Raw genomic sequence first — 12,563 nt, 5'->3', positions numbered from 1 at the left:
TCACCTCCTAAAATTTAAGTATGTCTTAAACAAGCAAAGAGGCTCAAAGTTATAATAAATATCTGTTAAATTGAATATATACTTATAATTTTTATAAATACATTCAACTAACTTAATCTATTAATAACCTTAAGCCTCTTTGCTCAATTAAAACTACTACTTTGTAGATGAGTTATTATTTAAATATTAATTTGTGTAGGTATAGTAATTAATACTTCTGTACCATTTTTACTACTTTTTCTATTTATACTTCCCTTTAACATTTGTGTTATATAACTATCTATTATATATGTCCCTAAACTATTTTTATTTATATTATTATTATCAAATCCAATTCCATCATCTATAATGGCAATGTTTCTCGAATCATTATCTTTGTTTATTAATATTTGTATACTACCATATTCCCTATCAGTAAAGGCATGGTCATAACAATTTTGTAGTATTTCATTTATAACCAAAAGTATTGCTGTTGCTTTTTCTCCACTAATTTTAAAATCTTCACCTGTTATACGTATATCTATATCCTTACTAAATAAATACCCGCCTTGAATATTTGACACTAATAAATTGATACCTTCTCGTATAGATATATTATTATCCACTTCCTTAGATAATAAATAATGAGTCGAAAGTATTGCAAATACTCTGTTTATTATATTATCTAAACACTGTTTAACCTCGTCGTTTTGAGATAATCTACTTTGTTTTTTTATTATAGATATTACTGTATGAAGATTATTTTTTACCCTATGATGAGCTTCCCTTATAGCTACTGTTTTCAAAACTAGTTCTTCTTCTTTTCTCTTTAAATCACTTATATCTTGTACTATTTTACAAACCTTAAATTCATCATCTTTGATGTACATGGTTTTTATTTTGAAAAACATATTACCTATTGAAACTTCATTTGTCTCATCATAATTTTCATCCATTAATATATCTTCAAATAATTTAGTCTCTATATACAAGTCGTTATAATGCATATCTTGTATATCACATTCAAATCCAAGATTTTTATATATCTCAGTTGCAATACGATTTTTAATTTTTAATTTTCCATTTTTATCAAATATGAGTATAGCTGAATTTAAATTATCAACTAAAAAATCATTATTTCCTATTAGTTTTATAAACTGATGCAAATTCTTATTTTCTTCATCTTCACTAGTGTTAAACTCATTTTTAACTTCACTACTTATATCTTTTTCAACTATTAATACTGCTAAAACTTTGTCATCCAATGTTATTGGCTGAATATTTTGTTTAACCAGTTTATATTCTTGTGTTAAAGCTTTTATATCTCTTACTCTTTCTCCTGTTTTTAAGCACTTTATAACTCCTGGTTCATTTTCAAGTAGAGCCTTTTTGCCTATAACATTTTCACAGTACACTGACTTCTCTTTAGGTCTACTATGTGCCACAACAATTGCTTCATCATCAATTTTACTTAGTACATCTATAAAAACATCAGCCTCATAAAAGGAAGCCATTAAATCTAAGGATTTTGATACTTCTATAATTTTTTCAATTTCATTATTATTTAAGTATGTTTGTGTAGTTGCTATTTTTTTTATCGTATTAGTCATCGTATCCTATTATAATCATTTTGGCAATTTCCATCATTGTAGTTCTTTTATCCATACTTAATTTTCTTATTCTAGTGTATGCTTCATCCTCAGAAATTTTAAACTCTCTTATAAGTATACCTTTTGCTCTTTCTACCAATTTTCTTTCATTCAATTTAGAATTTACCTTTTCTAAATCCTTTTTCATTTTTTCAAATTCATTCACCTTATTTAAACACATTTCTATAGTTGGTATAAGTGATTTTTCACTTGCTGTCTTTACTAAGTATCCATAAGCACCTATGCTTTTGGCCTTTTCTACGTATTCTTTATCTTCAAATGAAGTTAATAAAAGTACTCCACCCGCTAGATTTTCTTTACAGATTATTTTGCCTGCCTTTATCCCATCAAATATTGGCATTTCTATATCCATTATAACTAAATCAGGTTTGTGCATTTTACACATTTCAACAGCTTCAAACCCATCACTTGCTTCTCCTATTATTTCATAGCCATAACTTTCTAGTATATCTTTTGTATCCATCCTTAACAGTGGTTCATCATCAACCAATAGTATTTTTTTCCCCATGTTCCTACCTCACTTAAAGATTAAATCTTCTTAGAATAGTTTATATATCTTTTATTTTATCATATTTTTATCATATTTTTGAGTAAAAAAATATTTCCCCTTAAATTTCCTCTATATTTTTAGATTTTTCTAGATATTTAAATAATTTTTCAAGTCCTATATCATCAACTGTGTCTATTTTAAAGATTTGGCTTGCTCCTGCTAGTGATAGTCTTTCATAAGCTATATTTACCTCGTTTTCAGTAGCTTTATTTATTTTAGTTATAATCCCTATTACATCTTTACAAAACATACTTGCAAAACCTGGTGCTATATAATTTTCTTCTTGTGTAGCATCATACACTATTGCTATAATTTTAGCATCTGCTGATGTTGTTATTAAGGCATTGTATAGGCTTCTATTTTCCATATACTCACCAGGAGTGTCTATTGCATTATTATAAAGTTCTACTGACTGAGTTTTTTTATATTTCAATTCTAACTGGTCTAGTTTTTGACATAAAGTAGTTTTGCCACTACCTGTCTTTCCCATAAATATTATATTCTTCATTGTACATCATGTCCTTGTTATTTTTGTAGATGAAAAGTTTAACATATTTCCTAAGACTTCTAAAACATCGTTTAACGCTGATTCTACAGAACTTACATCACCTGATATTACTACAGAACCACTAAATCTGTCTATAAAACCTAAAGATACATTTGAAGCTTTTGTGGCAACGTCTGCTGCTATTATTGATGCTTCACTTGGTGTTATTGTAAGTATTCCTATTGCATCTTTTTTATCAAGTACTAATCCTAACTTCTTATATATATCTTCATTAGGGTTAGCTATTATATGTGCTAATGTAACCTGCTTTCCAGGAACATATTCTTGAATAACTCTTTGCTTAGATTCTTCAGTCAAATTTATTCCCTGCTTTCTTTAAATATAGTTTACTAAAAAGTTATTTGCTTAAAATAAAAGAAGCTTCATAAGAATAATATTAATATTCCTAAGAAGCTCCATTGCTTTCTACTAAAGTATCACGCCTTTGTGATACTTTCATTATAGTTTTATGTTTTATATTTGTCAATATATAATTTATATTTTTAAAAACATTTTCCCTACTTGTATAATATTATGTTTACATGTAATAAAATATAGTTATTTAATATTATTTAATATGTTTATTATATCATCCTCAGTTGGAATTTTAGGATTAGTTAATGTACAAGAATCTTTTATAGCAAGTTTTGCTATTTCTCTTTCCTCGTTAGTTACATCTTCTAAACTTAATTTGCACTGTGTCAATTTGGTTGGCATATTCATTTCTTTTTGTAGTTTCTTTATTTCATTTACTAAATTTCTAACAGCTATTCTTATATTACCATTCCCAAGTCCTACTAATTCTGCTATTTGTGCATATTTTTTAGCTGTATCTGAGTAAGTTGTATTAGTATATCCTACTATTGATGAATTATATTCTATTACATGAGGAAGTAATATAGAGTTTGTTCTTCCATGTGGTATATGGAATTTTCCTCCTAGTACATGTGCAATAGAATGATTTATACCAAGTGATGCTTGGTTAAATGCCATACCTGCTAAACAAGATGCATTGTGCATTTTTTCTCGAGCTTCTATATCATTTCCATCTTTATATGCTTTTATTAAGTATTTAAATACTAACTTTATGGCTTTTTCAGCTAGTGCATCTGAGAAGTCATTAGAATTTGTAGATACATAAGCTTCTATGGCATGTGTTAATACATCCATACCTGTATCTGCTGTTATGAAGTTTGGTACAGTTTTTACAAGTTCTGGGTCTAGTATTGCCATGTCTGGAAGTAAATCATCACTTACTAATGGATACTTACATTTCTTTTGACTGTCCGTTATTACGGCAAATGATGTTACTTCTGAACCTGTTCCACTTGTTGTTGGTATTGCTATAAATTCTACTTCGTTAGTTTTTAATATTTTTTTAGAAAAATCCATTATAGATTTTGCTGCATCTATTGCAGAACCACCACCTAAAGCTATTATTACATCTGGATTTATAGATTTAAATGCTTCTATTCCCGCTACTACTATTTCTATTGGCGGGTCTGGTACTATTTCTTCAAAAACTTGATACGTTGAATTTACTAAGTTAGATGTTATTTTATCTATTGTTTTTGATTTAACCATAAATGGGTCCGTTATTATTAATACGTTTTTGTTTTTTAATTCTTGTAAAGCTTTCAGTGAACCTTCTCCAAATTTTATTCTTGTTTTAATCTCAAAGTTATTCAAATTTCTATCCTCCTTAAGTTAAATATACAAAAAAGCTCCATAGACTTTATCTATGGAGCTCCATTGCTCTTTTAACACTTCATTGTGCTATATTTAAAAATATACTATTTGATTAATATAATGTCAAGTCAATAGTATATAAAATCAATAATCAAAGCTTATGTATCAGCTTTACTTATATTTAATTCTTTTTCTAAAGTACTAAATGCTTTGTCTAAAACTTCTTTAGGATATTTTTTACCTATTATATTTACAAACCAACTAGCTTTAGCCATTTCTATTTCATTAAGTTTAGCTTCATCTTTAGGAAAAATCTCTATAACATTGATTTCCATATGCAAGCCCCCTACAAATTTTTGTTATAACTATTAGTTTCAAAGAATCATCACTTAAAATATTTAAATTTTAACTTTTTCATAGTAAACTACGATTTTATATTAATCTATGAAATTAGAGATTTGTCCTGATACAATTAAGTATCAAAATTTATTATTGATTTAAAACTTGAATAGTAAAGAAATAAAATAAATAGTCATATATTATAAAAAGTAGAATTATATAAATTTGCCTAATTAATAAATTCATTCTAATAAGTTTACTTGAAAGGCTGTATATAAATAATTTCAAATATATATCCTAATTTATAGGAGGTTTTAATTTTGAAAGCTGCAATTTATTCAAGAAAATCAAGATTTACTGGAAAAGGTGAATCTATAGAAAATCAAATACAATTATGTATGGATTATACAAAGTCTATTGGTATAAAAGATTTTTTGATATATGAAGATGAGGGTTTTAGTGGCAGTAATATAGATAGACCACAATTTAAAAAAATGATGCAGGATGCTAAAGATAAGAAATTCAATTATTTAATTTGCTATAGATTAGATAGAATATCGAGAAATGTATCTGACTTCTCGACTTTAATAGAAAAATTAAATGAACTAAACATATCATTTATATCTATCAAAGAGCAATTTGATACTTCAACTCCAATGGGAAGAGCTATGATGTTTATATCAAGTGTATTTGCTCAACTAGAAAGAGAGACAATAGCAGAACGTATAAAAGATAATATGTATGAACTAGCTCGTAGTGGTAGATGGCTTGGGGGCAATACACCTCATGGATTTAACAGTGAAAAAATCACATTCTTAGATGAAAATTTAAAAGAAAGAAGTATGTATAAACTTCAAGTAAATAATGAACAAATGGAGGTTGTAAAGCTAATATACAATAAATACTTAGAACTTAGGTCATTATCCAAGTTATATAAATATGTCTATCATAATGGAATAAGAGGTTCTCGTGGTGGTAAATTTGACCCTAGTTCTTTATCTAGAATACTTAGAAATCCAGCATACGTAAAAGCTAATGATAAAATTTTAGAGTATCTTAGAAATAATGGTATGGACGTTGTAGGCACTCCAGATAGAAAATGTGGAATCCTTACATATGCTAAAAATACGTCTGACTCAATAGCAGCAATTGCAAAACACCATGGAGTTATAGAACCCGAAATATGGCTTGAAGTACAAAATCAGCTAGATAAAAATCGTGATAAGACACCAAGAATAGCAACTGGAAAAACTGCTCTTTTATCTGGTCTTATAAAATGTGGTAAGTGTGGTTCTAATATGAGAATTACCTATAAAGGTAAAAAAACTGATAAAGATTTAAAATATTATTATATTTGTGGCACTAAAAAAACACTTGGTGCTGATAGTTGTAACTGCAAAAACCTTAATGGTCCATTAGTTGAAAGTTTAGTTATAGATAAAATTAAAAATTGTAAAGAGGAGTCTATCATAAGTTCATTTAATAGTAATAACATTAAAACTGATAATGTTTTTAATATTTTAAAATCTGAAACTAATTTACTTAAAAATCAAATTTTAGATAAAGAAAAGTTTATTAAAAATTTAGTTATAAAACTTGCAAAAAATACCAGTAGCAGTGCTTCTGATTATATAGTTTCTCAAATTGAGAGCTTAAATAGTGAGATTAGTATTTTAAAGGACAAGATTAATACTTTGGAATCTAGTAACGTCAATATTAATAGTGGAAGTATTAATATTGATATTATCGTTAGTAATTTAAAGAGATTTAATGACGAAGTTGATAACGCCAGTTTAGATGATAAGAGATTGTTATTATCTACTATTATTAATTCTATTGTTTGGGATAGTAGTTTGGGAAATCTTAATATTGTTTATATGGGTGCTGAAATGGATAATTCTGTTTCGTTAAGCAATTAGTTGCACTTTTTTAGATATAGTAGAAGCAATAAGCATATCAGATAAGGTTGCAATACTATCTAAAAGACCAGCTACCATAAAAAGTATTTATAATATTGAACTTAACATGGATGGAACAAAAACGCCTCTCAAAACACGTAAAGTTCCTGATTTTCAAAAGTATTTCGACATATTATGGAAGGAGCTAGATACACATGAGGCTTAATAAAAGATCTGAAGGATATATAAACTATGTTAAAGATATAAAAAGAGAAAAAAGAAATGTATTATTCTACCAGCTATTAATTCTAATCGGTTTTATTGTAGTATGGGAGCTTTTAGCTGACTTAAATGTTATAAATACATTTCTATTTAGCAAACCAAGTGATATTTACAATTTATTTATTCAATATGCATCTAGTGGTCAATTATTTAAACATATTGGAATATCTGTATATGAAACTATTCTTGGTCTTGTTATAGGGACTGTTTTAGGTATTTTGGTAGCAATTGCTCTTTGGTGGTCAGAAAAATTATCAAAAATATTGGACCCATTTTTGGTAGTTTTAAATGCTCTTCCTAAGACTGCTTTAGCTCCTATAATTATAGTTTGGGTAGGTGCTGGAATAGAAGGAATCGTCGTAACAGCAGTAACTATTTCTGTTGTTGTTACTATACTTTCAGCTTATAATTATTTTATGAATATAGATGAAGAAAAAATTAAGATGTTAAAGAGTTTTGGAGCTAGTAAGTCTCAGATATTATTTAAACTCATATTACCTGCAAATACAGGAAATTTAATAAATTTAACTAAGATTAATATTGGTATGGCATGGGTAGGTGTAATCGTTGGAGAATTTTTAGTTTCAAGATATGGAATAGGTTACTTGATAGTATATGGCTCTCAAGTATTTAAGTTAGATTTAGTAATGATGGGAGTATTTGTATTAGCTATCTGTGCTTGGGCAATGTACGCTGTAGTTAATATTATAGAAAAAATATACAATTCCAGATAAATAAAAATTTTATTTAGAATATTTCATCATGTTGCCAGCATAGCTCTATTTTGTGGGCTTTGCTGGCTTTTTGTTGCATCCAATTATAACATAATACTTAAATGTAGTCATTTATTTATACCTATGCTTAAATTTCTACAAAAGAAAAAACAGCCAATTTTTTAATCAAAATTAACTGTGTTTCATATTCGATATTTTGAGCTTCTCTTGTTAGATAATCAACAGCTGAAGCGAGCCAGCCATTTGCTGTAATTAAATAGTTTACCTTGAAACTGGAATTTATCTTCTAAACTGACGATAGCAAAAATATATATATTCTTTCATTGATATTTCTCTATTATGCAAAATTCCTATGATAACAAATATTATTTCTGCAACAGTAAGATAGCAGTCCTTTAAATCAAAAATAAAAAAGCTTGGTATCTGCAAAAAGTCTAAACTTCCTCCCCAAAATACTTTATCTATCAAGCTACATATTGCCCCAGCAAGCCCACAAGATATAATTACTTTTACTGAATAGCTCGTTTGTTTATTTTTTGATTTGTAAAAAGCATATCCAGATACAATAATGAGGATAACCAAAATGTTAAACAATATCAGTACCCATAAATTAGATAGAATCCCAATAAAATTTCCACCATAAGAGAGATTTGTATTTTGAACAGGATTAAATCTTAAAAATTTTCCAATTATATCAAATTCAGAGTCCATTAAGAATAATCCTATAAGAGATTTGCTAATTTGGTCTAAGAATATTAAGCATATGACTGGAAAAATAAAAGACTTTACTTGTCTGATATTAACACCTCCTTGCAAAAATCATTCACTTTTTCCTTACTTAGTGTTGTTAAATTCCAAAAGTCATTCCGATTTATTGATTTCTCATCAATAATTATAACATGGATAAATTATAAAGTCATTTCTTTTCTAATTTTGCAGATAATACTTATTTCCACATAATTTATCAAGAATATCTTATGGAATTTCTTCCGAAACAGGCTCTTAACAAACCATGCTCCAACAAATAAGATTCTTTCATTTGCTATAATATCATTGTAAATTCTTAAAATTTTTTTCTCCTAAATCCCTTAAAACTCTGTATTTATCGAGATAATCTTGATTTCTATACTATTTTTATAATAAAAAGAGATACGTCTAATAATTAAAACTGTAGAAATATTTGTAAAGGCATAAGACAAATTTACCTACAATTTTTAGTGTTTAGATTCTAAAAAAATAAAAAAAATTATAATTAAGTTCATAATTTTAAAACTTATTGAATATAATTATATGTCGGTTAAAGACGTATGAAAATAAAAGGAATTTATAAGTTATGTGTTGTATAAATACTGTATATGCAGCATGTAATAAATCTTAGCACTATTTATATTCTATACAAAAAGATATTTGAAGGGAGATTAAAAATGGGAATATTAGAGGGCGCTGCAATGATAAGAGAAATTGCAATTAAAATAGCTAAAGAAAAAGGTATTACAGAACAAAAGGCATGGCCTGAAGCTGTAAAAGAATTTAAAGAAAAATATGAACTTGTATTATAAACTTTGACTATAAAACTGTCTCTATTTTATTGAGACAGTTTTTTATATTGTAACATTTTATATTATGACGAAATATATATATAAATTTTAACTTCCTTAGAACTTTAATTTAAAGTAAAATAATTCGAAATAAATTTAATATTAATAAACTTTATTTGTCATATAAATTTGTTTTTAATGTTATTTTTAAGGTATAAATCTTATATATTAGATATAAATTTTGGAGGTATATGATTTGGATAAAAAACTTGAAAGCAGATGCTCATGGCAAGAATATTTTATGAGATTGTGTGAAACAGTAGCTGAAAGAGGTACTTGTGATAGAGCTTATGTAGGAGCTATAATTGTCAACTCTGAAAACAGAATCGTGTCTACTGGATATAACGGTAGCATTTCTGGAGATAAGCATTGTAGTGAAGTTGGTCATGAAATGAGAGAAGGACATTGTATTAGAACCATTCATGCTGAACAAAATGCCCTTTATTATTGTGCAAAAGAAGGTATTTCAGTTAAAGATTGCTCTATTTATGTAACTCATTTTCCTTGTTTAAATTGTACTAAGGCTATAATTCAATCTGGAATTAAACATATATATTATAGAATTGGATATAGAATTGATGAATATGCTATAAAATTGTTGAAATCAAGTAATGTCCTATACACAAAATTATAAATTTAATATTTCTTACTTAATATTCCATAACTTTACAAAATTGATTATAATAAAAGTATAAGATATAAAAAGAAACAAAATTCTGAACTATGCATATATTAAATAGAAGTTAAATTTAATTGTAAAGGAGATATTAATTTGAAAGTAGTGATAATACCAGGACACACTTTAATTGGAAAAGGTACAGGAGCTGTTGGGTATATAAACGAAAGCAAAGAAACAAGAATACTGAATGACTTAATTGTTAAATGGCTTAAAATAGGTGGAGCTACTGTTTATACAGGAAGAGTTGATGAATCAAATAATCATTTAGCAGACCAGTGTGCTATAGCAAATAAACAAGAAACTGATTTAGCTGTTCAAATTCATTTTAATTCAAATGTCACAACTTCAACTCCAGTAGGTACAGAAACAATATATAAAACTAATAGTGAAAAAACATATGCAGAAAGAGTGAATACTAAGTTAGCTACAGTATTCAAAAATAGGGGTGCAAAATCTGATGTTAGAAGTCTTTATTGGCTTAATCATACCATTGCTCCAGCAATATTAATAGAAGTATGTTTTGTAGATAGTAAAGCCGATACAGATTATTATGTTAACAATAAAGATAAAGTTGCTAAATTGATAGCAGAAGGTATATTAAACAAATCTATATCAAATTCTCAAGGAGGAGGTGGAAATAAAATGTACGAAAATGTAATCGTTTATGCAGGCGATGTTGACAAAGTGACTGCTCAAATTTTACACTGGCAATTAAAGGATTCTTTAATAGTTGAAGCATCTAGCTATAAGCAAGGTTTAGGTAAAAAGGTTTATGTTGTAGGTGGAGAAGCTAATAAACTTGTAAAAGGTGATGTCGTAATAAATGGTGCTGATAGATATGAAACTGTTAAATTAGCATTAAAACAAATAGATAAATTATAAAATTATGATTATCTTATAAAAAAATCAATAAGTTAGGACAAAGAAAAAATGATAAGAACAAAAGTTGTAGAGCTAATAGCAACAGTATGCAGAGAAAACAAACCATATAAATGGGTTGATGAAAATTATACTCCTTATGATAAAAGTGGTAAAGTTGAATTAATGTCAATAGAAGATTTAAATGAATTAATATCAAGCAGTGGAAAAGCAGATTTACTTTATAGCAGTAAATTACAAAAGCTCCTAAACGAGATTTATATAAATGAAAGTAGAGCATCTTATATGTCAGGTTGTGGATTATTTTGGAATTCGTATTGGGATGTACTTGAAGAAAAATTTGAAGAATGGTTATATAATTCTTATATCTTTTTTGATGAAGATGATGACTATTTAGAAGGAATGGAAGATTTTGAGCTTGAATGTAAAGATGTTCTTATGGATGTAATTGAAACAACAAGCATAGATATATATGTTCAAATGATAAAGAGGAATATTACCAATAATTAAAACACATAATATCAAATTAAACCAATAAAAAACGACCTTATAAATACCATTTTAAGGTCGTTTAAATTATATCTTCTAGACTTCTTTTATATTAAACATATTATTTTTTATCTAGAAAAATATTTTTAATTATAGTCAATATATCAACTATAACATCCATATTTGATTTAACACTGTCTTTAGTAACAAGAAAATCTGCTGTAACCTCAGTAACCACTTCTGTTACATCTTTCATATTTTCCCCTACTTCTCCAAAATTTTCTACAACACTAGGAAGATTATTTAAAGTTGTATTTATATTTTGAGTATTTTCACTTAACATAGTCCCAACATTATTTAAAATCTTATGTAGTTTAGAAAGTACAATAATTAAATAAACTAAAGTAATACACCCAAGTATAGCTAATAATACATATATTATACTTATGTTAATTGTTATTGTATTGTTCATATTATTCCTCAGTAACACTAACTGGTTCAACAATATCCATTATTTTATCTTCCTCATTAGAATTTTCAATACTCTTTTTATTATCTATATATTTTTTTATTTTTTTCTTTGATTCTATAAAGTTTCCTTTTCTATCTTCTAGCTTCTCAGATACCTTACCTTTTACATCCACGGTTTTCATATTTATTTTTTCAGCAATTTGTTGTGAAGCATCTTTTATATCTTCTCTTGTCTCTTTTCCCGATTTTGGAGCCAACAGTACTCCACTCACTGCACCAGTAACAGCTCCTAATACCACACCAGCTGTAGCAATTTTAGCTTTTTTAACTTTTTCAGCTCTTTGTTTAGCTTTTCTTTTATCCTCTATTTTCTTTGATAAACTCATATTTAATCGCTCCTTATTATAATATTTTTAAACATTATAATACATTTTTTACCATAATGATATAGTTTCTAACTAAATTTTTAAAAATCAATAAAAATTCTTTTAATTACTCCCTATCTGCTACAATCTAAAATTTTATAAGGATTTTCTATATATTTTTATTTTATTAAAATATAATATTTATCAGATATAGATTATAAATTAAATATCTTATTTGATTAAATAAACATGGATAACTAAAAACTTTTTTAGTATAAATATACTTCAATCTTTCTGTATAAATTAAATTAGTGTTTCAAAAAACAATAAGAGAGGAATTAATCCTCTCTTTTTAATTTAATTAGACCTGGCAGGGCGGCGTATCCTGCATCTC

The 12,563-nt window shown here is 26.9% G+C and carries 15 protein-coding genes; 6 read left to right on the top strand and 9 right to left on the bottom strand.

The features are described from left to right. Positions 1-179 precede the first annotated feature (179 nt). The 6 genes from IR152_RS04950 to IR152_RS04925 all read right to left on the bottom strand — a co-directional run bounded on the left by IR152_RS04950 (position 180) and on the right by IR152_RS04925 (position 4,770). Positions 180-1,589, bottom strand: coding sequence for a histidine kinase N-terminal domain-containing protein (locus IR152_RS04950; protein ID WP_227450691.1), 1,410 nt, complete (start codon positions 1,587-1,589; stop codon positions 180-182). Continuing rightward, positions 1,582-2,157: an ANTAR domain-containing response regulator gene (locus tag IR152_RS04945; RefSeq protein ID WP_227450690.1), complete on the bottom strand. Its 576-nt coding sequence runs from the start codon at positions 2,155-2,157 to the stop codon at positions 1,582-1,584. The genes IR152_RS04950 and IR152_RS04945 overlap by 8 nt, the downstream gene beginning before the upstream one ends. A 100-nt stretch (positions 2,158-2,257) precedes the next feature. Then, on the bottom strand, positions 2,258-2,707 hold the full coding sequence (locus IR152_RS04940; RefSeq protein ID WP_227450689.1) for a EutP/PduV family microcompartment system protein: 450 nt from the start codon (positions 2,705-2,707) through the stop codon (positions 2,258-2,260). Between the two features lie 6 nt (positions 2,708-2,713). Next, on the bottom strand, positions 2,714-3,064 hold the full coding sequence (gene eutS / locus IR152_RS04935) for an ethanolamine utilization microcompartment protein EutS (protein ID WP_003423973.1): 351 nt from the start codon (positions 3,062-3,064) through the stop codon (positions 2,714-2,716). 240 nt (positions 3,065-3,304) lie between these two features. After that, positions 3,305-4,435: a 1-propanol dehydrogenase PduQ gene (locus IR152_RS04930; RefSeq protein ID WP_227450688.1), complete on the bottom strand. Its 1,131-nt coding sequence runs from the start codon at positions 4,433-4,435 to the stop codon at positions 3,305-3,307. A gap of 158 nt (positions 4,436-4,593) precedes the next feature. Next, complete coding sequence (locus tag IR152_RS04925; RefSeq protein WP_227450687.1) at positions 4,594-4,770, bottom strand: hypothetical protein; 177 nt, start codon at positions 4,768-4,770, stop codon at positions 4,594-4,596. A gap of 324 nt (positions 4,771-5,094) precedes the next feature. Between IR152_RS04925 and IR152_RS04920 the strand changes: the two genes are divergently transcribed. Then, the gene (locus IR152_RS04920; protein ID WP_227450686.1) at positions 5,095-6,693 is read left to right on the top strand and encodes a recombinase family protein; all 1,599 of its coding nucleotides are present in this window, start codon (positions 5,095-5,097) and stop codon (positions 6,691-6,693) included. A gap of 194 nt (positions 6,694-6,887) precedes the next feature. Further along, positions 6,888-7,688, top strand: a complete 801-nt coding sequence (locus IR152_RS04915) for an ABC transporter permease (protein ID WP_227450685.1) — start codon at positions 6,888-6,890, stop codon at positions 7,686-7,688. Positions 7,689-7,967: 279 nt separating this feature from the next. Here the strand turns inward: IR152_RS04915 and IR152_RS04910 are convergent, their stop codons facing one another. Beyond that, on the bottom strand, positions 7,968-8,504 hold the full coding sequence (locus IR152_RS04910) for a signal peptidase II (RefSeq protein WP_227450684.1): 537 nt from the start codon (positions 8,502-8,504) through the stop codon (positions 7,968-7,970). 608 nt (positions 8,505-9,112) lie between these two features. Here IR152_RS04910 and IR152_RS19940 point away from each other — a divergent pair. The 4 genes from IR152_RS19940 (at position 9,113) to IR152_RS04895 (ending at position 11,354) form a co-directional block, all read left to right on the top strand. After that, the gene (locus IR152_RS19940) at positions 9,113-9,247 is read left to right on the top strand and encodes a hypothetical protein (RefSeq protein WP_009889851.1); all 135 of its coding nucleotides are present in this window, start codon (positions 9,113-9,115) and stop codon (positions 9,245-9,247) included. Positions 9,248-9,482: 235 nt separating this feature from the next. Continuing rightward, positions 9,483-9,920 carry a deoxycytidylate deaminase gene (locus IR152_RS04905; protein ID WP_227450683.1) on the top strand — a complete coding sequence of 146 codons (438 nt, stop codon included), beginning with the start codon at positions 9,483-9,485 and terminating at the stop codon, positions 9,918-9,920. 138 nt (positions 9,921-10,058) lie between these two features. Further along, complete coding sequence (locus IR152_RS04900; RefSeq protein ID WP_255624440.1) at positions 10,059-10,847, top strand: N-acetylmuramoyl-L-alanine amidase; 789 nt, start codon at positions 10,059-10,061, stop codon at positions 10,845-10,847. 48 nt (positions 10,848-10,895) lie between these two features. Next, the gene (locus tag IR152_RS04895) at positions 10,896-11,354 is read left to right on the top strand and encodes a hypothetical protein (RefSeq protein ID WP_227450682.1); all 459 of its coding nucleotides are present in this window, start codon (positions 10,896-10,898) and stop codon (positions 11,352-11,354) included. 100 nt (positions 11,355-11,454) lie between these two features. On the opposite strand, the gene IR152_RS04890 is transcribed toward IR152_RS04895, so the two are convergent. Together IR152_RS04890 and IR152_RS04885 are read right to left on the bottom strand one after the other, a co-directional pair. Beyond that, positions 11,455-11,805, bottom strand: a complete 351-nt coding sequence (locus IR152_RS04890) for a hypothetical protein (RefSeq protein ID WP_227450681.1) — start codon at positions 11,803-11,805, stop codon at positions 11,455-11,457. Between the two features lies 1 nt (position 11,806). Next, entirely contained in the window at positions 11,807-12,190 is a 384-nt protein-coding gene (locus IR152_RS04885) for a YtxH domain-containing protein (protein WP_227450680.1), read from the bottom strand. Positions 12,191-12,563 lie beyond the last annotated feature (373 nt).

The organism is Clostridioides sp. ES-S-0108-01, assembly GCF_020662285.1.
Taxonomy (GTDB): domain Bacteria; phylum Bacillota; class Clostridia; order Peptostreptococcales; family Peptostreptococcaceae; genus Clostridioides.
This window is presented reverse-complemented; position numbering and strand designations above follow the sequence as displayed.